Source organism: Halorussus salinisoli, from assembly GCA_005239435.1.
Taxonomy (GTDB): Archaea; Halobacteriota; Halobacteria; order Halobacteriales; family Haladaptataceae; genus Halorussus; species Halorussus salinisoli.
This window is the reverse complement of the sequence record ML241305.1, coordinates 605821-624319: the sequence shown is the minus strand read 5'-3', so window position 1 is coordinate 624319 and position 18499 is coordinate 605821. Positions and strand designations below refer to the sequence as shown.

Genomic DNA, 18499 nt, shown 5'->3' with positions numbered 1-18499 from the left:
GATGGGCGAGGACTCGTCCGCGGAGCGCGACGCCGCGACTGCCTCGTTCGAGGAACTCGACGTGGGCCATCGAGTCACGACCCCCTCGCGGACCGTGACCGAGGCGGACGTCACGAACTTCGCGGGCGTGAGCGGTGACTTCAACCCGATTCACACGAGCGAAACCGAGGCCGCGGAGTCCGACTTCGGGGAGCGAGTCGCCCACGGCGCGCTCGTGTTCTCGATGACGACCGGTCTCGCGCGGCGCGCTGGCGACCGGCGGGCCGACGTGGTGGCGTTCTACGGCGTGGACCGACTTCGCTTCAGGGCCCCGGTTCGACTCGGCGACACGATTCGCGCCGGGTTGGAACTAGTCGAAAAGGAGGAACGCGAGCATCCGACCGCGAACGGGGTGGTCCGGTACGAGGCCGAGGTGCTGAACCAGCGGGACGAGGTCGTGCTGTCGTGCGAACTGCTCTCGCTGGTGAAGTAGGCTACGCCGTAGGCGGGACAGAACGATTTCCGCGGCGACTCACCGCGGGCGGAATACGCCGAACCGTCCGGGAAGTAGACGCCGCGAATTGGGAAAGTGTTTTATATAAAATAGAGTAGAAGTAGGGATGTGAAAGCAATAGCAACAGTGCTGATCGCTGGCGTCCTGTTCGTTTACCTGTATACGTTCCTTCGCTCGTATCTGAAGGGTAACGACGGTCTCAACGGCGAACTGTTCGATTGAATCCTCTCTCTCGTAGTGGACGCTCCGTACTCCTCGTTTGTCAGGTAACCGCGTCGAAGGGTTCGTGAACTCGTCTGTGGCTCCCGCTACTCCCCCTGCTCGTCGTTCAACCCCTCGAATATCTCGGGGTCGGTGCCGAACTTCAGCACGTTGTGGATGACCGAGTTTCGGATGTTGGCGATGACGTCGCCGTGTTCCTTGTAGCACTCGTGTATCCACCGCGACTCGGCCTCTCGGGTGGGGAACATCATCACGGTCTTCCACTGGTACTCGCCGTCGGAGAGGAAGTAAAAGAGGGTGTGAGGGTCGTCGCGGATGTACTCCATGGCGTCGCGCCACCCCTCCTCGAAGTTCTCGGCGTTGAACTTGAACTCGAACAGGCCGAAGATGTAGTACTCCTCGTTGGGAATGACGGCCTCGCGGAACACGCCCTCGTTGCGCATCTCCCGGATGGACTCGCTGACGGTGACGTGAGACACCTCGATGTCGTACTCCTCGGCGAGGATGGCGGTGAGGTCGCGCGACGATAGCTGGGGGTCCCGGGTCAACTCCCGGAGGATCGCGATGTCGCGGTCCTTGAAGTCCCACTTCGGTGAGTCCGTTCCGTCGGTCATACTATTGCTTTCTGAGGACCCAGTTATCAGGGTTCTCCTTCGGCGAGGAACGATTCGAGTCGGTCGCGGTACGCCTCCGGGCGGTCCTCGACGACCCAGTGGTAGGCCCGATCCAGCACGGCGAGTTCCGCGTCCCGCAGGTCGTCGGCGAGTCGCTCGGCGTACGAGACCGGTTGGAGCACGTCGTCGCCGCCCCAGAGCAGCAGCGTCTCGGCGGTGATGGCCTCGTAGTCGATCTCGGTCGTGTGGTTGGTGTTGGTCGCCACCGCGTTTCGCGAGAGCGACACTCGGCCCTCCTCGGTCTGCCACGGGGCCTTCATCCCCGCGACGAACTCGTCGTGGCCCTCGTCGTCGTACAGGCCGTCGGCGAACGCGAAGTCGAGTTTCGCGTCGAACTCCTCGTCGCTCAGTTCCTCGACGGTCCCCGGTATCCCGAGTCCGTTGACGAACTCGACCGGCCAGGAGTCGTAGCAGACCGCGTTCGACAGCACTAGCTTCTCTACCGCCTCGGGGTCGTGTGCAGCGTACCGCGTGGCGACCCCGCCGCCGATGTCGTGGGCGACCAGCGAGACGGTCTCGATTCCGAGTCGGTCGAGCAGTGCGTCGAGCATCGCCTCCTGGGCGCGTATCGACCGGTCGAACCCGTCGTGCATCGCGGAGTTACCGTAGCCGAGCAGGTCGGGCGCGACGACCCGGCGCTCCTCGGCGACCGTCGGGGCAATCTCGCGCCAGAGGAACGACCACGTCGGGATGCCGTGGAGGAACACGACCGGCGGGTCGTCGTCCGGCGAAGTGCTCCGCGCCTCGTTCTCCTCGTAGTACGCCACGTCCAGTTCGTGACCGTCCACGGTCACGGTCGCCGTCTCCTGTCGGTCGCTCCACTCGTCGTGTCCGGGCATGGTCATTGCAGATTGTCCGCGATGATGTTCTTCTGGATCTCGCTGGTCCCCTCGTAGATCTTCGTGATGCGGGCGTCGCGGTAGTAGCGCTCGACCGGGTGGTCGGTGACGAACCCGGCCCCGCCGTGGACCTGAATCGCCTCGTCGGCCACGTCCACCGCGTGCTCGCTGGCGAACAGCTTCGCCATGCTGGCGAACTGGGTGGCCATCTGGTCGTCGCCCGACTCGACGTACGACGCCGCCCGATAGGCCAGCGAGCGCGCGGCCTCGACGTTCGTCGCCATCTCCGCGAGTTTGTGCTGGATGGCCTGGAACTCGCCGATCTTCTGGCCGAACTGCTCGCGCTCGTCGGCGTAGTCGAGCGCGGCGTCGAGCGCGGCCTGTGCGGTGCCGACGGCCTGTGCCGCCACGCTCGTGCGCCCGGACGCGAAGAAGTCCATGAGCTGGTAGAAGCCCTCGTCGACCTCGCCGACGACGTTCTCCTCTGGGACGCGCACGCCGTCGAGGATGACCTCCGCGAGGTCGGAGGCCCGGATGCCGAGCTTGTTGTCGATCTTCTCCGTCTCGAAGCCGTCGGCGTCGGTCGGGACGAGGAACGCGGTGATGCCGCGGTGGCCCTCGTCGGGCGAGGTCTTGGTCATCACGACCGCCACGTCGGCGACGGTACCGTTCGTTATCCACATCTTGTTGCCGTCGATGACGTACTCGTCGCCGTCGCGTTCGGCGCGGGTTTCGATGCCCGCGACGTTCGAGCCGTGGGCCGGCTCGGAGATGCAACTGCAGCAGGCCGACTCGCCCGACGCGATGCGGGTCAGCCACTCCTCCTTCATCCACTCGTCGCCGTACTTCCGGATCATGTTCGAGCCGAACCCGCGGCTCCCGATGGCGCTCCCGATGCCGGGGTCGGCCCGCCAGAGTTCTTCGGTCACTATCGTCGCGGACAGCACGTCCATCCCCGCGCCGCCGTACTCGACTGGGATGGACGGAGCCACGAAGTCGAGTTCCGCGGCTTTCTTGACGAGGTCCGCGGGGTACTTCTTCTGCTCGTCGTGCTCGCGCGCGACCGGTCGTATCTCCTCCTCGCCGAACGTCCGGACCGCCTCGCGTATCGCCCGCTGTTCGTCTGACAGTCGGAATGCCATATCCGAACGTCACCTTCCAATAAAAAGTATTTTGGGCAGAGTCGGAACTACTGTTAACGAAATATCGGATTTCTGCGTACAACCGGGCGTAGATTTATGTGCGAGAGCGTCCAGCGACTCGGTATGCGCGCCGCAGTACTACGCGAGTACGGCGAACCCCTCGAAATCGAAGACGTAGAGCGTCCCGACCCCGATTCGGACGGCGTCGTGATAGAGACCGAGGCCTGCGGCATCTGCCGGAGCGACTGGCACGCGTGGCAGGGCGACTGGGACTGGATCGGCGCGAAACCACCGAGAGGCCAGATTCTCGGTCACGAACCCGCCGGACGCGTCGCCAAGGTCGGCGAGGACGTGACCCGGGTCCGGGAGGGCGACCGCGTCGCGGTCCCGTTCAACCTCAGCGACGGGACCTGTCCCGAGTGTCGGGCCGGCCACTCGAACGTCTGCGAGAACCTGCTCCCGCTGGGGTTCGCCGAGGCTGCGCCCGGCGCGTTCGCCGAGGAGGTCCACGTCCCGGCGGCCGACCAGAACGTCGTCACGCTTCCGGACGGCGTCTCGCCGGTCACGATGGCCGGACTCGGCTGCCGGTTCGTCACCGCGTTCCACGGACTCGTCCACCGGGCCGACGTGGAGGCGGGCGACTGGGTGGCGGTCCACGGTTGCGGCGGGGTCGGCCTCTCGGCGGTCCACGTCGCCGACGCCGTCGGCGCGAACGTCGTCGCCGTGGACCTCACCGACGAGAAGTTGGGAAAAGCCGAGGAGTTGGGCGCGGACGAGACCGTGAACGCGGCCGAGGCCGAGAACGTCCCGCGGGCCGTGATGGCGCTCACGGACGGCGGCGCGCACGTCTCGGTGGACGCCTTGGGCATCGCCGAGACGTGCCGGAACTCGGTGAGGTGTCTCCGCCGCCGGGGCCAGCACGTCCAGATCGGTCTCACGTCGCAGGACGAGCAGGGGACGGTCGGTCTCCCGACCGACGCGATGGTGATGAAGGAGGTCGAGTTCCTCGGCTCGTTCGGGATGCAACCGCCGCGCTACGACGAGATATTCCGGATGGTCGAGACGGGGACGCTCGACCCGAGCGCCGTCGTCTCCGAGACGGTGACGCTGGACGACGTGTCCGACCGACTCGCGGCGATGAGCGACTACGAGACAGCGGGCATCCCGGTCGTCGACGAGTTCTGAGCGACGGAGCCAACTCGGGCCGCTCCGTCGCCGATTTCACCGTCCGCGCTCCGGCAGACCCGTCGCTCAGCGGTCGAGGGTGCAACACGTTCCCTCGACGAGATTCTCCTCGTCGATGTGCGCCGACAGGCAGGCGTAGTTACAGAACTGCCCGGCCCGTTCGCGCTCGTCGCCTCGCTGCTCGGCCACGAACAGCGCGTCGTGTTCGTACACGTCGCTTCCGCAGTACGTACAGTCGGTAGTCACGTCCGTCGAGAGGGACCGAACGCAGTAAGGCGTTTTCCTGTACTGTTCGCCGACCGCCCGATCGGCCGGGGAACGCGGTCGTCCGGTCGACCGGGGCACGCCGTCGTCAGGTCGGCCGCGGGACGCGGTGCCGGAGGAAAGAAACATCTACAACTTCTTATCGTGCATCTTCCTATGTCTGAGAAACGAATACATTGCCGAAACCGGGTCGAGACGGTTACTCTGCGTCCGCGTTCCCGCGTTCCACACTGCCGCGGCCCCGGATGCGGTCGGCGAACGCCGCCCGGTTCACGACCGCGTGGCGCAGTTGGCCCGTGGCCGCCAAGCCCCGGTCGTCCTCGACCCTGGCGGTCGAGACGAGTCGCCCGCTCTCCGCATCGACCTCCTCGACGGTTATCGAGACGGTGACCTCCTCCCCCGCCGGAGTGGAGGCGCGGTGTTCGCAGTCGACTCGCACGCCCACGATGCGGTGGCCGTCGGGGAGGTGCGGCGTCACTCCGTCGCGGAGGGTTCCTTCCATGAAGCCGACCATCTCGGGCGTCGCGGCGACGGCGAGGTCGTCCACGACCGTCTGGGGTTCGAAGGCCCAGGCCTCCCACTGCGCTTCGTATTCGAGTCCCTCGGGGACGTCCGAAAGTGGGCCGTCGTCGCTCATGCGGGTCGTCGAGTGCGTAGCGGGGTCATTCGGCGGCCGCCTCCGTCTCTCGCTCCCGGAGTTCGAACTTCTGGACCTTGCCGGTGGTCGTCCGGGGGAGCTCCTCGACGAACTCGACCTCGCGGGGGTGTTTGTACTCCGCGAGGTTGTCCAGGCAGAACTGCCGAATCTCGTCGGGCGTCACGTCGGCGTCGGGAACCGGGACCACGAACGCCTTGACCGTCTCGCCGCGGCGGTCGTCGGGGATGCCGACTACCGCGGCGTCCGCCACCGCCTCGTGTTCGAAGAGCAGTTCCTCGACTTCGCGCGGGTAGACGTTGTAGCCGGCGGTGTTTATCATGTGCTTCTTCCGGTCCACGACGTAGAAGAAGTCGTCCTCGTCCCAGTAGCCGATGTCGCCCGTGTGGAACCACTTCGTTCCGTCGCGCTCGGTGAACGCCTCCTCGTTGGCCTCCGGCAGGCCGGCGTACCCCTTCATCACGTTCGGCCCGGCGACGACGAGTTCGCCGGTTATCTCGTCCAGGTCCGTCTCCTCCTCGTCTACCGGCCCGCGCTCGACCCGCGGGCGCTCCTCGAAGTCCGAGTCCACGATTTTCGCCTCGACGCCGGGGAGCGACTTGCCGATGCTCCCGACGCGTCGGCCCTGTTCGGGCGAGTTGAAGTGGGTCACGGGACTGGTCTCCGTCAGTCCGTACCCCTCGTAGAGCTTCACGTCGTACATGTCCTCGAACCGTCGCAGCACCTCGACCGGGATGCCGGACCCACCCACGCCCGCGAGGCGGAGCGACGAGAGGTCGAACTCCTCGGCGTTCGGCTGGTTGATGACGTCGTTGTACATCGCCGGAACGCCGTGCATCAGCGTGAGTCCCTCCTCCTCGACGAGCGAGACGGCCTCCTGGGCGTCCCACTCCGGGAGCGGGTAGTAGGTCCCGCCGTTGAACAGCGTCGCGTTCATCACCACCGTCATGCCGTAGATGTGGAAGAGGGGGAGCACCCCAAGTTGCTTGTCCTCTGGCCGGATACCCTCCGGCACGAGGTCCGCCGCGGTGTTGGCGTTCGACGCGAGGTTTCGGTGCGTCAACTGGACGCCCTTGGGTTGGCCGGTCGTCCCGCTGGTGTACGGTTGGACCGCCACGTCGTCGTCGGCGCGGTCGACGACCGCGGAATCGGCGTCGCCGAGGAACGCCTCGAAGTCGGTTCCGGCGCCGGACTCCTCGCCGACGGTGACGACGTGTTCGAGGTTGGTGTCGTCTCGGACCTCCTCGACGAACGGGACGAGGTCGGACAGCGTCACGACCGCCTTCGCGCCGCTGTCGGAAAGGAGGTGGCCGATCTCCCGCGACTTGTACTGGGGATTCATCGGCACGACGACCCCTCCCGCCCGGAGCGTCCCGTGGAACGCGGTCACGAACTGGGGAACGTTCGGCAGGTAGACGGCGACTCGGTCGCCCTCTCCGAGACCGCGGTCGTTCAGTCCGGCCGCGAACTGACCGGTTCGCGCCCAGAACTCGGCGTAGGTCGTGTCGTGACCGCGGTAGGAGACCGCGACTTCGTCCGGGTGTCGTTCCGCGACCGATTCCACGTTCGTGGTAAGGTTTGGCATATATCACAGATATCGTACTTCAACACCTAAAGATTTGCCCGTGAAGAACCGATTTTGAGCCGAGCTCCGGAATTCTCTAACAGCTGTAGAAAAGACAAACGGAATTCTTACGGTGGAAACCGAAACGCCGAACTACCCGCCGAGGTAGGCTTCGCGGATGTACTCGTCGCCGCGAAGCGTCTCGGGCGTCCCTTTGCGCTCGAACCGGCCGTTCTCTAGCAGGAATATTCGGTCGGCGTGGTCCATAGCGAACGTCACGTTCTGCTCGCACAACACCACAGTGACGCCCGCGTCCCGAATCTCTTCGATGCCGTCGCTGATGTCGTCGAGAACGACCGGTGCGAGTCCGAGCGTCGGTTCGTCGAGGAGCAGGAGGTCGGGGTCGCTCATCAGCGCCCGGCCGATAGCCAGCATCTGCTGTTCGCCGCCGCTCATCGTCCGGGCGTTCTGGTCGGCGCGCTCTTCGAGCGTCGGGAACAGGTCGTAGACGAACTCGCGCCGCCCGTCGAGGTCGTCGCGGTGTCGGTACGCGCCGAGGTCGAGGTTGTCGTCCACGCTCATGTAGCCGAACAGGTCTCGCGTCTCGGTGCAGTGAATCAACCCCCGAGAGACGAGGTCGCTCGCCCGCGAGTCCGCCACCTCACGACCGCGGTAACTGACGCTCCCCTCGTAGGGCAGGTGGCCGGAGACGGCGTCGGCGAGCGTCGACTTGCCCGCGCCGTTCGGCCCGATGATGGCGACGATTTCTCGCTCCTCGACGTGGAAGTCGAGGCCCCGAAGCGCGGCCACCTCGCCGTACGAGACGCGCAAGTCCTCGGCCCGCAAGACCGCACGCTCCGGGTCGGTCGCCGACGAGCGGCCCTCCGCGTCGGTGCTCACGGCGTCTCACCTCCGAAGTACGCCTCCTGAACGCGCGGGTCGCGTTTGATAGCCTCGGGTCGTCCCTCGGCGATTTTGGAACCGAACTGGATGACGACCGCGCGGTCGATGAGCGAGAGGAGTCCCCGCATGTTGTGGTCCACGACGACCATCGTGATGCCGTCGTCTCGGAGCGACTCCAACAACTCGGATATCCCCGCGACCTCCCGGTTGGAGAGGCCCGCGAACGGTTCGTCGACCAGCAACAGGTCGGGGTCGGTGGCGAGCGCGCGGCCGAGTTCCAGTCGCAACAGGCCCGCGTGCGGTAGCTCGTCCGGGCGTTGGTCGAGTCGGTCGCTCAGTCCGACTCGCTCGCAGATGTCGGCCGCGCGTCGTCGGGTCTCCCCTCGGAGACCCGAGAGGGACGCAATTCTATCCGGAACGAGTGCGAGCGCGACGTTCTGGACGATAGTTCGGTCGTGGAGCGGTCGGAACGACTGGAACGTCCGGGCCATCCCGCGCTTGACCATTCCGTGGGACGACTCGCCGGTCACGTCGTCGCCGCGGTACCACACCGTCCCCTCGGTGGGCGGGTACGTCCCCATCACGCAGTTGAACGTCGTCGACTTGCCCGCGCCGTTCGGCCCGATGAAGCCCAGTATCTCGCCGTCCTCCACTGCGAACGAGAGGTCGTCGACCGCCGTCAGTCCGCCGAACCGCTTCGTCAGACCGTCCAGCACGAGGATGCCGTCGTCCGGCCCGTACGACTCCGTCGTCGCCTCCGCGCTCTCGTCCGTGGAACTGTCAGCACTCATCGTCGTCCTCCCGTGGAGACCCGTCGCTCAGCGCCTCTCGATACGAGGTCGCGGTTCGTTCGAGTGGCGTGGTCCCGCCGTCCGGGACGACCCGTCCGTCGCCTCGGTCGCCGCGTCGCCACGCTCGCCGCCCGTTCCGTATCGTCCACCGAACGATGCCGCCGGGGAGGAAGAACAGGAGCGCGAGCGTGACCATCGAGAACAGGAGCAGGTCGAGTTCCGACACCGGTACGTCGAACACCGGCACGGTCCACGCGAGACCGCCGAGGTAGTCCCGGAGCATGAAGTAGAACAGGCCGCCGACCGCCGGGCCGACGATGGTCCCCATACCGCCGAGGACGCTGGCGATTATCACCTCGATGCTGACGGTGAGGACGAGGAGTTGGCTGGGTTGGGGATTGCCGACCGGGGTGTGGACGAACGCCGCTCCGGCGAGACCGCCGACCGCGGCGCTCAGCACGAACGCGAACACCTTGAACTTCGCCGGGTTGAGGCCCGCCGCGGCGACCGCGTCCTCGTCCTCCCGGATGGCGGTGAACACCGCTCCGGCGTCCGAGCGCGTGACCGCCAGCAGGACGAGTAACACGAACGCGAACAGGCCGAGCGCGAGGTAGTAGTTGGCCGTGATGGCGGTCTCGAAGCTCTCGAACGAGAGCAACGCTTCGGGACTCGACAGCCCCAGTTCGCCGCCGAAGGTGTCGCTGAACACGATGAACACCTGAAGCAGGATGAGCGGCGCGACCAGCGTGACGAGCGAGAGGTACGGTCCCTCCAACCGGAGCGCGGGCACGCCGACGACGATACCTGCCAGCGCCGCGAGCACCATCCCGACCACGACCGCTATCGTGGGTTCGACGCCCCAGTTCAGGTTGAGCAGGGCCGACGAGTAACCCCCGACCGCGAAGAAGAGACCGTGGCCGAAGCTTATCTGGCCGGTGTATCCCGAAACGACGTCCCAACTCATGGCGAACATGGCGAAGTACAGCGCGCCCGTGAGCTTCAGGACCATCAGGGGGCCGAGTCCCAACGGGAGCAGGCCGAGTGCCACCAGTCCGAGGACGCCGAGTTGGTGGCGCAGCGCCAGCGAGGTCGGGTCGAGCAGGTCGCGGTAGGACTCGCGTTCGGTGGTCTCGGACATGGTCAGGCCTCCGCGAGTTCGCGGCCGAACAGTCCTTCGGGCTTTACCAGCAGGACGACCACGAGTACGACCAGCGCCGCGAGACCACTCAGACTCGAGTCCACGTACGTGACTACGAACACTTCGAGGAACCCGATGAGGTACGCTCCGATCACGCTCCCCCGGATGGACCCGATACCGCCGATGACCACGATGGAGAACGAGAGTATCAGCGGCCCGCGACCCATCGCCCAGCCAGCGGTTCTGACCGAGGCGAGGAAGACGCCGGCGACTCCCGCGAGTGCGCCCGCGAGAAACCAGGTGTAGAGGTACATACGGTCGGTCTCGATGCCGACGAGCGCGGCCCCTTTCGTACTCATGCTGGTTGCGAGGATGGCCTTGCCGGTCTGCGTGTAGTTGACCGCCACTATCAACGCGCCGATGAGGAGCCACGAGAGCACGAACGTCAGGGCCTGATTCGTCTGGACCGTACTCCCGGCGACCGTGAGTTGGCCCCGAAGCAGGGAGGGAACCGCCTTGGGTTGGGTGCCGACGACGACGAGGAAGAACTGCTCGATGGCGATGGCGGAGACGAGCGTCAGTATCATCACCATTATCGGTTCGTCCTGGACCCACCGAATCATCCCGACGTACAGCACCGCGCTGAACAGTCCGGCGACGACGAGTGCGGCGACCGTTCCGGTCCAGATGCCGAGGCCCAGCGCGCTCGTGGCGTAGTACGCCGTGAACGCGCCGATGGTGAGAATCGCACCGTGCGCCAGGTTCAACACGCCGCCGACGCCGAATATCAGCGTGAATCCGATGGCGACGAGTGCGTACAGCGCGCTAATCGTGACGGCGTTGATAGCCGTAGTGAGAGCGTCAACCATGATTGAAGAGCGAGTGGGCGTCGGTCAGACCCACGGCGGGGACTCGTACTCGGTCGTCGCGAGGTCGTCGGGCCAGATGACCTCTTGACTGCCCGTCCCGTCGGTCTCCTTCCACTGAAGCCAGACCGGCCACGCGTGGTTCTGTCCGTACTTCACGTCGTGCGGGAACTGTTCGTCCCGTCCGTAGTATTCGAGCGCTCCGGTCGTGGTCCCAGTGTACGACATGTCTTCCAGCACCGGGATGACTTCTTCGGCGTCCTTGCTCCCGGCCTGCCTCACCGCCTCGGCGTACTGCTTGACCGCGTCGAAGGTGATGTAGCCGGTGTAGACGGGGAACTTACCGTTCGCCTCCCTGTACGCGTTCGCGTACGGCACCGTCTTCTCGGTTATCTCGCTCGTCGGCGTCGCGGAGTTCTGAGTCACCGCGTACCGGCTCGCCCCGTTGACCGACTCGTAGTACGAGGGCAGTTGCATCGGCACGTGGATGCCGCCGAACCCGAACGGTCGCTGCTGTTTCGCCCACTGGACCACCGCGGCGGTACCGGTGTGCGCCATCACGACGTACGCCGCGTCGACGCCCGCGCTCGCCACCTCGTCGTAGATGGGCGAGAAGTTCTCCGTCCCGCTCGCGTAGCGTTCGTTGACCGGCACGTCGATTCCCACGTCGCTCAGCGAACCGTCGAGCGCCTCGGATATCGGCTCGGTCCACTTGAAGTCCTCGGCGAGGATGGCGACCGAGTTCCACCCCATCGACTCGAAGTTGGCCTCGGCGAAGTCCACCATGTTCTGTCCGAGAAAGGTCGAGTTGACCGGCCCGGTCCGGAAGTAGTACTTGAACCGGTCGTAGTCTTCGGCGACCCGCTGGCTCGCTTCGGGCGTCGCCGCCCCGGTACTCATGTGGAGCGTCCGCTGTTGGGCGATAGAGGACATCAGGTTCATCAGGACCTCGCTCGTGAACACGCCCGTCGTCAGGTCGACCTGCTCACCGACCGTCAACTCCTGGTACTTCCGTTGGCCGGTCGCGGGGTCTTCCTTCGTGTCCTTCACGACGATTTCGACGTTCGCGCCGAGGACGCCGCCGTTCTCGTTGAGTTGGTTCGCCGCGAGTTCCGCCGAGTTCGCCATCGACGCGCCGATGGGATTGTTCGCCGGTTCGGGCGCGAGTACGCCGATTTTGATGGGTCCCTGTACCTGCTGGGTCTTCGCGTCGTTCGACCGGCTCCCACCCGTACACCCCGCGAGCGACGTCGCCGCGACGCCGGTCCCGGCAACGTGCAGGAATCGACGCCGACCGACGTCGGAACCCCCCGGCGTCTTTTTATCATTGTTTCCCGTCCCCGAAGCTATCTTTCCATTCCCTCGTTTCTCAGGGTCTATCCTACCATCGTTAACCATCGTTCGTGTGGATTTTCCATAACAATCCACATAAATGTGTGGGGTGACACCAATGCCCTACGAGGGCGTTCGAGTTCTACTCGACGGTCGTTTCCGGCGTCTTCGGCGGAGTGGTGGCACCGCCGCCTTTCTTCCACAAGCGTAGGTTTTTAACACATCGGGCGCAACGTCGGCGTGATGGTCGAGGCGTTCGCGGTAGCCAGCGGGAAGGGCGGCACCGGCAAGACTACCACGACGGTAGCGCTCGGCATGGCGCTGGCCGACGAGTACGACGTGACGATAGTCGACGCCGACACGGGGATGGCCAACCTGCTCTTCCACACCGGCCTGACCGACGCCGACGCGACGCTTCACGACCTGCTCGTCGCGGACACCGACGCCGACGTCGCCGACGCCGTCTACGAGCGATTCGGCATGTCGGTGGTCCCCTGCGGAACCAGTCTCGCCGCGTTCGAGGAGGCCGACCCCGACAGACTCCGCGAGGTGGTCGCGCAACTCGCGGACGATACCGACGTCCTCCTGTTGGACTCGCCCGCCGCGCTCGGGTCGAAGAGCGCGGTCCTCCCGATAGTCCTCGCCGACCGCGTCGTGGTCGTCCTCCAGCCGACGATTCCGGCGCTCAGCGACGGTCTCAAAGTACAGGAGTACGCCCACTCCTACGGCACCGACACCGCTGGCGTCGTCTTCAACAAAGTCCACGAGGCCGAGGGCGCGAGCGGCGTCGCCGAGAAGGCCGAACGCTACTTCGACGGGCCGACGCTGGCGACGGTACCCGACGCCGACGCCGCGCGGGCGGCCCGACGGGACGGCGTTCCCCTGCTCGCGCACGCCCCCGAGAGCGAGGCGGCCCGCGCCTACCGCGAGGCCGCGACGAACCTCGACGTTCGGGCGGGCGAATCGGACGAGGTAGCCGACCGCTTCCGGAGCGCCGTCGTCCCCGACTCACCATGACTTCGGCGGAATCGCTCGACTCAGGCCCGTCCGGCCTACCCGACCTACCCGACGGGACTCTGCTTCGCTCGCGGGTCGAGTCCGACCCGGCCGACCCGCTCGTAACCGCGCTCGACCGCGAGTTGACGGGCTACGCCGTGTTCGAACCGCAGGGGTCGCTCCTGCTCGACGCCGACGGGGTGGGCGTCGTCGGTTTCGAGGACGGCGTGCCCAGATTCGCGTATCACACCGGCACCGACCGCGGCGGTCCGGAGGCGCTGGCCGACCTCGCCGCGCCGGGACCCTACGACGTGGAACTCCGGGACGCCGACGGCGCGCTCTCGGAGTTCGCGCGGTCGGACCGTCGCGTGCCGCCGGGACTGGTCGCCGACCGACTCGCGGGCGACTCGACCCTCGCGGAGCGCACGCGCGAGGCGGCACCCCCGGAGTGGAGCGACGACGGGGAAGACGGGCGCGAAGCGGGGTCGATGGACGCGGTGGAGGCGTTCCTGGACGACGGGGAGAAGATCGCCGCGATTCGGGACCGCGCCCGAGAGGAGGCGAAAGAGCGGGCCGAGCAGTGGGGATTGGACGGAGAGTTGGAGTAACCCATTTCTCCGTCGAATCCGTAGCTTCTGGTGCCATGACCGGGCAAGTGTCTCGCATGAAAGGCCGGACGCCGAACAGCGAGATGGGCGTCATCGGATACGTCATCGCGGCGGGCGTCGCGGTGGTCCTCCTGCCGATTCTGCCGTTCGTCGCGGTGCTGTGGCTCGTCGCACAACTCGGGGAGACCGACCAACGCGAAACGGAATTCGCGGGGTAGGGCGCGACCGAGACACCCTCGGTACGACTCGGAGTCGACGTCGTCGCCGTGGTCGTCGTAGCGGTAGTCCGTGTCGCCGTCGTCGACCGCGCGTGGCCGTGGTCGCTCGGAATCCCGTGTCTTTAGCGGTAGTTGGTAGCACGGTTTCTCTATTCAGAATCGCCCGTGTAACCGCCCCTCAGTACAGAGCGTGTATTGAGCGTTTCAGAGAATTGGTATGTCAAGATACATCTGTCCATCTCATCAGATACCCATTCTACCTAATCGCCGACAAAATCGTTTTGGTTCTCACTCACAGTGGATGCTTCTTTCCCTCAAAATGGTAATTCAAAATAACACAGATGGTTGGAACACAGCGATACCATAGCTAAGGCGAGTCCGATGACGAAGAATAGCAAGCGGAAGTGGTCGGCTTATGATTGGCTGACTAGGGTGTCGTCCTCGAGGTAGTGATCGATGACGTGGACGTGCTCTTCGAGCTCGACGAGTTGCTGGCGGAGCATCTCGCCAGTCGCGTGATCCCCCAAATTATCGGCGAGTTCAATGTGCTCCCGGTAACTCTCCATGATGCTCCCATACATCTCGATGTCGTTTTCAAACGAAGTCCGGATGTCGTAGACGTCTTCGTCTTCGGGTTCGACCGTTGCTGCATCCGAGAGCGCCGTCATACTGGCGTGCGGGACACCTCCGAGAGCTTGAACACGCTCGGCGATCTCGTCAGCAGCACGCTCGACATCTTCGTAGGCTTCTTCGAGGAATTCGTGGATACCGAGGTGTTCAGCCCCCTCAACGTTCCAATGGTGCTTGTGGAGCTGGTGGTATAGGACGTACGCATCGGCGAGGTCGGTGTTGAGTGCGTCGATAATCTGTTCGGCCTTGTCCTCATCGAGACGTAGTGGATTCCCTCCGGTGGTATTAGCCTCTTGACGGACTTTCTGTTGTGCTCCCATGGGCGACGCTACACCGTCACGCCTCTTATAGTTTCACAGTTGACAGATAATTTTGACATGAGGGGAAAATATCTTTCTATATATTACAGTTTGTGCTACACGTTATCGATTGTTACTGTGGAGGGAGAAGTGGTTGCGGTACCGCGACTCAATGGGATCGATGGAGTTCATCCAAGGGCACGTGCCAACTTGAAAGGCAACTACCACTGAATAAGAAGGAATAGAACGAGGAGACGTCTCCGAACCCATAACGAATGCCGGAAATAGGTGACTTTAACCAAGCACGTACCGACTTACGAGCCGGAATGGCGTCACACCAACACGTTCGCCAGCAAGCCGGGACAGTCGGCGGGAATTCTGTGCGTATGGACGTGGGAAAAGCTAAACACGTTGTCGAAGCCCTCAACATCGACCTTGCCGCGACGGTTGTCCTCTACCACCAACTCCGGAAACATTACTGGACGATCACTGGAGCACACCATCACGGACTCACCAGCTTCTTCCGCGATGCAGCCGACGATATGAGAGGCTTTGCTGACGCTCTCGCCGACCGGATTCACACTCTCGGCGGTGTCCCCAGTAGCGGGCCCGCCGCTCTCGAACAACAGAGCCACGTTCCATTCGAAGGTGCAGACATCTATGTCAGCCAGAGGGCATTGGCAAACGACCTCCAAGCGTATGGCGATCTCATCGAACAGGTGAGCAGTCACATCGAACTTGCCAAGAGCTACGGCGATCATGCGACGGGGGAAATACTCCGCTATCACCTCGTTATCCTCGAGGAGTACGCCCACCTGTTCAGTCAATTCCTTCACGAAGATTCTCTTACCTTTTCATAGCAACCCCGCTTCAACAGGACGACGAAACGAGGAGGTCGGTACCGGGCCGACTAGAGACCGGAGGGCGTTCCGTGTGTCAAGGTGTCGCAACCAGAACCTTTAAGATTTAGGTCTGCCTAAACCTCGCGCATGGTCGCATCTTCGGAGACGAACCACGACGAAACTGTTGCAGAAACCGACGTAGAGGCGGACATCCCCACGCTCACCTTGCACGAGACGCGGCCCGGACGGAACGTACTGACCGAGGAAGGCAACACCGACGGTTGGATTGCGAGCGACTTGACGGTTGACGTCCCGGAGTAAGTCGGTAGATCTCTACTTCTGGGTCAAAACGACGCTAGTCCTCCTATTCGTACGAACTGTCTTCGACCTCGACCTCGAGGTCAATCTCTGCGGTCACGCCGTCCGCTTCGAGTTCGGCCTCTGCCTCCGTCGCATCACCGACCTCTATCTCGAGTTCGTCGGGTTCGATCTCAACCTCCACCTCTACGTCGACGTGAACGTTGTCGTCAGACACGCGTATCACTCTCGTAGCCCCTGCAATAGACTTGTCGAAGTGCGAAGCGAATGCAATACGTAACCAAATCTTAGCATCCAATATCCGGTAAGATATTATATTCAAAAGGAAACGCATCGTAACACAGGATTCCGCAATACATTTTTAGGTGTTCCTAAAAACCATGAGTATGCGGGATGCTGTCCGGATTGCCGTTGAAGCAGGCGACGATGAACAGAAAGTCCGTATCCACGACGACGAAGGAGAGGTCGAAGTAGGAGACGCGACGTTCCGCTTCAGCGTTACATCGTCGGGGAGCGACAAGACCGAATATGAGGATAGATACCAAGCCGAAACTGAGAGTGACGATGGTGACTCATTGAAGGATGACGATCCGCGCCGTATTGCTGCGGTCGACGAAGTACCCACAGATGGGACACTCCGGTGTGAAGCGATTGACGGACGTCGGGGAACGGAATTCATTCTCTGGCGTGAGGAAACTACGGTGTTTGCGTGGCGCAATTCCTGTCCGCATAAACCGGAAGTCCCACTTGATCCCGGTGGGGGAGCTATCGTAACTGATGAACACGTCGTGTGTCACGAACACGGTGCTCGGTTTAAGCGCGGTGACGGGGTCTGTACGTCCGGGCCGTGTCAGGGGAAGGTTCTCGATGAAATCGAGGTCGATGTTCGGGACGGTACCGTCTATCTGATGGACGATCGATTTGAGGCAGGATACCAACTGACCGGCAGTTACTAATTCTACACTACCACGGACTGGAGTCGTGAGTCTACGCACACAACGCGGCTTCTTTCACTTCGGAGTCTTCGCACCAAATTTTGAAAAACCTAATAAAGGCGTCACCTCCCGTCACCGTCGGGTATTACTGGTCTGTGAGGGGCGCGTTGGCCGCGCGTGTGACCAATTTCCAACACGCATTGAGCAAAATCACCGAATCAGTTACGAGATATCAACTGAATAAAGAAACTGTATCATAAACTACTATTAGGGAACTATATATGTACCTCTATGCAATGTTTTCGTGTCTTTACGACTTCAAATTCGTTCCTAACTCTAGGTCGACCAGCGTCGGTTCCGCCGGATGCAGTACGGTACGTCAGTGCATCGATGCGGTCGGATACGTCGGTCCGTCCCGATGCGGTCGGAGAGTCGCCGTCCGTCGACCGGGGTGACGCGGACTCTCGTCCGGGGAAGTTATTGGGTGTGGCGGGTGAACGAACCGTATGGAGTCCGCCGAACTCGTCGCTACGCTGGAGCGATACGGTCTCTCCCCGTATCAGGCGACCGCGTACGTCACCGTACTGGAGCGCGGAACGCTCGCCGCTCAGGAGGTCGCCGACCGCAGTTCCGTCCCTCGGCCTCGCGTGTACGACATCCTCCGAGACCTCGAAGAACAGGGGTTCGTCACCACGTACGAGCAGGACAAACTCTACGTTCAGGCGCTCGACCCCGAGAACGCCCTGAAAGACGTTCGGGCGCGGGCGGCGGAACTCGAAGCGGCCGTAGAGGAAATAACCGACCGGTGGCAACAACCCGCGGTCAAAGAGCACACCATCAGTCTGGTCCAACGGGGCCAGACCGTGTTCGAGAAGGCCCGCGACGAACTCGACCACGCGGTCGACCACGCCCAACTCGTCTGCACGACCGACCACCTCGAGGCGTTACGGCCGACACTCACGGCCGCACACGGACGCGACGTGTTCGTGGACGTCTCGCTGTACGACGTCGAGGAGGACGAATCGCTCTCCGAGTACGACTTCTCCGAACTGTGTACTCACGCGCGAGTCCTGCGCCGTCCGCTCCGGTCGGAGCCCTTCGGCGCGCTCATCGACCGCGAGCGCGCCTGTTACTCGTGGCACCCAGCGACCGACAACGAGTACGGCATCTACGTCGACGACAGCGCCCACGAGAACATGGTCTGGAACTACATGATGGACCTCCGGGACGCGGCCGAAGAACACTACGTCGCCACCCCTTACGAACCGCCGCTCAGGTTCGGTGCGCTCCGGGACTGCCTGCACGCCGTCGAACCGCTCGTCCGCGACGGACGGACGCTCACGGCCGACGTGGAGGGAACGTGGGCCAAGGACGGCCGACGGTGTGCAGTCTCGGGGACGATTGTAGATATCGACTACTCGGGATTCGAGTCGGACGAGTCGGCGACGCCGCTCCAGATGTTCACCGACGCCCGTCTCACGCTCGACACCGGCGAAGAGACCCACTCCGTCGGTGGCTTCGACGCCCTCGTCGAAGACATCGAAGCGACTCGCGTCGTCGTGACGGACATCGAGTGAGGCGGCGT

22 protein-coding genes are annotated in these 18499 nt (G+C 63.7%); 9 read left to right on the top strand and 13 right to left on the bottom strand.

Translation table 11 applies throughout. The annotated features are described in order from the left end of the window. The first annotated feature begins 1 nt into the window (after position 1). Entirely contained in the window at positions 2 to 472 is a 471-nt protein-coding gene (locus tag E2484_RS03165) for a MaoC/PaaZ C-terminal domain-containing protein (RefSeq protein ID WP_137283767.1), read from the top strand. A gap of 329 nt (positions 473 to 801) precedes the next feature. On the opposite strand, the gene E2484_RS03160 is transcribed toward E2484_RS03165, so the two are convergent. The 3 genes from E2484_RS03160 to E2484_RS03150 are packed head-to-tail and all read right to left on the bottom strand — an operon-like array spanning position 802 to position 3370. Beyond that, positions 802 to 1329: an Lrp/AsnC family transcriptional regulator gene (locus E2484_RS03160; RefSeq protein ID WP_137283766.1), complete on the bottom strand. Its 528-nt coding sequence runs from the start codon at positions 1327 to 1329 to the stop codon at positions 802 to 804. A 26-nt stretch (positions 1330 to 1355) separates the two neighbouring features. Beyond that, positions 1356 to 2228, bottom strand: a complete 873-nt coding sequence (locus E2484_RS03155; protein ID WP_137284046.1) for an alpha/beta fold hydrolase — start codon at positions 2226 to 2228, stop codon at positions 1356 to 1358. Between the two features lie 2 nt (positions 2229 to 2230). Beyond that, a complete protein-coding gene (locus E2484_RS03150) occupies positions 2231 to 3370 on the bottom strand; it encodes an acyl-CoA dehydrogenase family protein (protein WP_137283765.1) in 1140 nt (379 codons plus the stop codon). A 123-nt stretch (positions 3371 to 3493) separates the two neighbouring features. Between E2484_RS03150 and E2484_RS03145 the strand changes: the two genes are divergently transcribed. Then, positions 3494 to 4555 carry a zinc-dependent alcohol dehydrogenase family protein gene (locus E2484_RS03145; protein ID WP_137283764.1) on the top strand — a complete coding sequence of 354 codons (1062 nt, stop codon included), beginning with the start codon at positions 3494 to 3496 and terminating at the stop codon, positions 4553 to 4555. A 66-nt stretch (positions 4556 to 4621) separates the two neighbouring features. Here E2484_RS03145 and E2484_RS03140 read toward each other — a convergent pair whose 3' ends face one another. From E2484_RS03140 to E2484_RS03105, 8 genes are all read right to left on the bottom strand, one after another. Beyond that, complete coding sequence (locus E2484_RS03140; RefSeq protein ID WP_137283763.1) at positions 4622 to 4801, bottom strand: hypothetical protein; 180 nt, start codon at positions 4799 to 4801, stop codon at positions 4622 to 4624. A gap of 217 nt (positions 4802 to 5018) precedes the next feature. After that, on the bottom strand, positions 5019 to 5456 hold the full coding sequence (locus E2484_RS03135; RefSeq protein ID WP_137283762.1) for a thioesterase family protein: 438 nt from the start codon (positions 5454 to 5456) through the stop codon (positions 5019 to 5021). 25 nt (positions 5457 to 5481) lie between these two features. Then, a complete protein-coding gene (locus E2484_RS03130; protein ID WP_137283761.1) occupies positions 5482 to 7059 on the bottom strand; it encodes a long-chain-fatty-acid--CoA ligase in 1578 nt (525 codons plus the stop codon). A 132-nt stretch (positions 7060 to 7191) separates the two neighbouring features. Further along, entirely contained in the window at positions 7192 to 7938 is a 747-nt protein-coding gene (locus E2484_RS03125; protein WP_137283760.1) for an ABC transporter ATP-binding protein, read from the bottom strand. Next, entirely contained in the window at positions 7935 to 8732 is a 798-nt protein-coding gene (locus E2484_RS03120) for an ABC transporter ATP-binding protein (protein WP_137283759.1), read from the bottom strand. The genes E2484_RS03125 and E2484_RS03120 overlap by 4 nt, the downstream gene beginning before the upstream one ends. After that, a complete protein-coding gene (locus E2484_RS03115) occupies positions 8722 to 9870 on the bottom strand; it encodes a branched-chain amino acid ABC transporter permease (protein WP_137283758.1) in 1149 nt (382 codons plus the stop codon). The genes E2484_RS03120 and E2484_RS03115 overlap by 11 nt, the downstream gene beginning before the upstream one ends. Positions 9871 to 9872: 2 nt before the next feature. Next, positions 9873 to 10739: a branched-chain amino acid ABC transporter permease gene (locus tag E2484_RS03110; protein WP_137283757.1), complete on the bottom strand. Its 867-nt coding sequence runs from the start codon at positions 10737 to 10739 to the stop codon at positions 9873 to 9875. 24 nt (positions 10740 to 10763) lie between these two features. After that, complete coding sequence (locus E2484_RS03105; protein WP_137283756.1) at positions 10764 to 12134, bottom strand: ABC transporter substrate-binding protein; 1371 nt, start codon at positions 12132 to 12134, stop codon at positions 10764 to 10766. A gap of 177 nt (positions 12135 to 12311) precedes the next feature. Here E2484_RS03105 and E2484_RS03100 point away from each other — a divergent pair, with 177 nt between their 5' ends. From E2484_RS03100 to E2484_RS03090, 3 genes are read left to right on the top strand one after another with little or no spacing between them, the layout of a single operon-like run. Continuing rightward, on the top strand, positions 12312 to 13085 hold the full coding sequence (locus tag E2484_RS03100; RefSeq protein ID WP_137283755.1) for a nucleotide-binding protein: 774 nt from the start codon (positions 12312 to 12314) through the stop codon (positions 13083 to 13085). Further along, entirely contained in the window at positions 13082 to 13672 is a 591-nt protein-coding gene (locus E2484_RS03095) for a hypothetical protein (RefSeq protein WP_137283754.1), read from the top strand. Before E2484_RS03100 ends, E2484_RS03095 begins: the two co-directional genes overlap by 4 nt. A 35-nt stretch (positions 13673 to 13707) precedes the next feature. Continuing rightward, positions 13708 to 13890, top strand: coding sequence for a DUF7535 family protein (locus tag E2484_RS03090; protein WP_137283753.1), 183 nt, complete (start codon positions 13708 to 13710; stop codon positions 13888 to 13890). A 413-nt stretch (positions 13891 to 14303) separates the two neighbouring features. Here E2484_RS03090 and dpsA (E2484_RS03085) read toward each other — a convergent pair whose 3' ends face one another. Then, positions 14304 to 14840 (bottom strand): DNA starvation/stationary phase protection protein DpsA, encoded by a 537-nt coding sequence (dpsA, locus tag E2484_RS03085; RefSeq protein ID WP_137283752.1) that lies wholly within the window; start codon positions 14838 to 14840, stop codon positions 14304 to 14306. A gap of 254 nt (positions 14841 to 15094) precedes the next feature. Here dpsA (E2484_RS03085) and dpsA (E2484_RS03080) point away from each other — a divergent pair, with 254 nt between their 5' ends. Next, positions 15095 to 15679: a DNA starvation/stationary phase protection protein DpsA gene (gene dpsA / locus E2484_RS03080; RefSeq protein WP_321111669.1), complete on the top strand. Its 585-nt coding sequence runs from the start codon at positions 15095 to 15097 to the stop codon at positions 15677 to 15679. 129 nt (positions 15680 to 15808) lie between these two features. Further along, the gene (locus E2484_RS24710) at positions 15809 to 15982 is read left to right on the top strand and encodes a hypothetical protein (protein WP_170977223.1); all 174 of its coding nucleotides are present in this window, start codon (positions 15809 to 15811) and stop codon (positions 15980 to 15982) included. A 43-nt stretch (positions 15983 to 16025) separates the two neighbouring features. Here the strand turns inward: E2484_RS24710 and E2484_RS24705 are convergent, their stop codons facing one another. Continuing rightward, complete coding sequence (locus tag E2484_RS24705) at positions 16026 to 16196, bottom strand: hypothetical protein (protein ID WP_170977222.1); 171 nt, start codon at positions 16194 to 16196, stop codon at positions 16026 to 16028. Positions 16197 to 16365: 169 nt separating this feature from the next. Between E2484_RS24705 and E2484_RS03075 the strand changes: the two genes are divergently transcribed. Together E2484_RS03075 and E2484_RS03070 are read left to right on the top strand one after the other, a co-directional pair. Then, positions 16366 to 16935 (top strand): Rieske (2Fe-2S) protein, encoded by a 570-nt coding sequence (locus E2484_RS03075; RefSeq protein WP_137283750.1) that lies wholly within the window; start codon positions 16366 to 16368, stop codon positions 16933 to 16935. Between the two features lie 485 nt (positions 16936 to 17420). Further along, entirely contained in the window at positions 17421 to 18491 is a 1071-nt protein-coding gene (locus E2484_RS03070; protein WP_137283749.1) for a TrmB family transcriptional regulator sugar-binding domain-containing protein, read from the top strand. Positions 18492 to 18499: the final 8 nt, after the last annotated feature.

Bases quoted from the DNA above. Each gene is read 5' to 3' on its own strand.
- E2484_RS03090 (WP_137283753.1), top strand. From the start codon at position 13,708: ATGACCGGGCAAGTGTCTCGCATGAAAGGCCGGACGCCGAACAGCGAG.
- E2484_RS03165 (WP_137283767.1), top strand. From the start codon at position 2: ATGGGCGAGGACTCGTCCGCGGAGCGCGACGCCGCGACTGCCTCGTTC.
- dpsA (WP_321111669.1), top strand. From the start codon at position 15,095: ATGCCGGAAATAGGTGACTTTAACCAAGCACGTACCGACTTACGAGCC.
- E2484_RS03100 (WP_137283755.1), top strand. From the start codon at position 12,312: ATGGTCGAGGCGTTCGCGGTAGCCAGCGGGAAGGGCGGCACCGGCAAG.
- E2484_RS03145 (WP_137283764.1), top strand. From the start codon at position 3,494: ATGCGCGCCGCAGTACTACGCGAGTACGGCGAACCCCTCGAAATCGAA.
- E2484_RS03095 (WP_137283754.1), top strand. From the start codon at position 13,082: ATGACTTCGGCGGAATCGCTCGACTCAGGCCCGTCCGGCCTACCCGAC.
- E2484_RS03155 (WP_137284046.1), bottom strand. From the start codon at position 2,228: ATGCCCGGACACGACGAGTGGAGCGACCGACAGGAGACGGCGACCGTG.
- E2484_RS03135 (WP_137283762.1), bottom strand. From the start codon at position 5,456: ATGAGCGACGACGGCCCACTTTCGGACGTCCCCGAGGGACTCGAATAC.
- E2484_RS03105 (WP_137283756.1), bottom strand. From the start codon at position 12,134: ATGGTTAACGATGGTAGGATAGACCCTGAGAAACGAGGGAATGGAAAG.
- E2484_RS03075 (WP_137283750.1), top strand. From the start codon at position 16,366: ATGCGGGATGCTGTCCGGATTGCCGTTGAAGCAGGCGACGATGAACAG.
- E2484_RS03120 (WP_137283759.1), bottom strand. From the start codon at position 8,732: ATGAGTGCTGACAGTTCCACGGACGAGAGCGCGGAGGCGACGACGGAG.
- E2484_RS03150 (WP_137283765.1), bottom strand. From the start codon at position 3,370: ATGGCATTCCGACTGTCAGACGAACAGCGGGCGATACGCGAGGCGGTC.
- E2484_RS03160 (WP_137283766.1), bottom strand. From the start codon at position 1,329: ATGACCGACGGAACGGACTCACCGAAGTGGGACTTCAAGGACCGCGAC.
- E2484_RS03130 (WP_137283761.1), bottom strand. From the start codon at position 7,059: ATGCCAAACCTTACCACGAACGTGGAATCGGTCGCGGAACGACACCCG.
- dpsA (WP_137283752.1), bottom strand. From the start codon at position 14,840: ATGGGAGCACAACAGAAAGTCCGTCAAGAGGCTAATACCACCGGAGGG.
- E2484_RS03070 (WP_137283749.1), top strand. From the start codon at position 17,421: ATGGAGTCCGCCGAACTCGTCGCTACGCTGGAGCGATACGGTCTCTCC.
- E2484_RS24710 (WP_170977223.1), top strand. From the start codon at position 15,809: ATGGTCGCATCTTCGGAGACGAACCACGACGAAACTGTTGCAGAAACC.
- E2484_RS03115 (WP_137283758.1), bottom strand. From the start codon at position 9,870: ATGTCCGAGACCACCGAACGCGAGTCCTACCGCGACCTGCTCGACCCG.
- E2484_RS03110 (WP_137283757.1), bottom strand. From the start codon at position 10,739: ATGGTTGACGCTCTCACTACGGCTATCAACGCCGTCACGATTAGCGCG.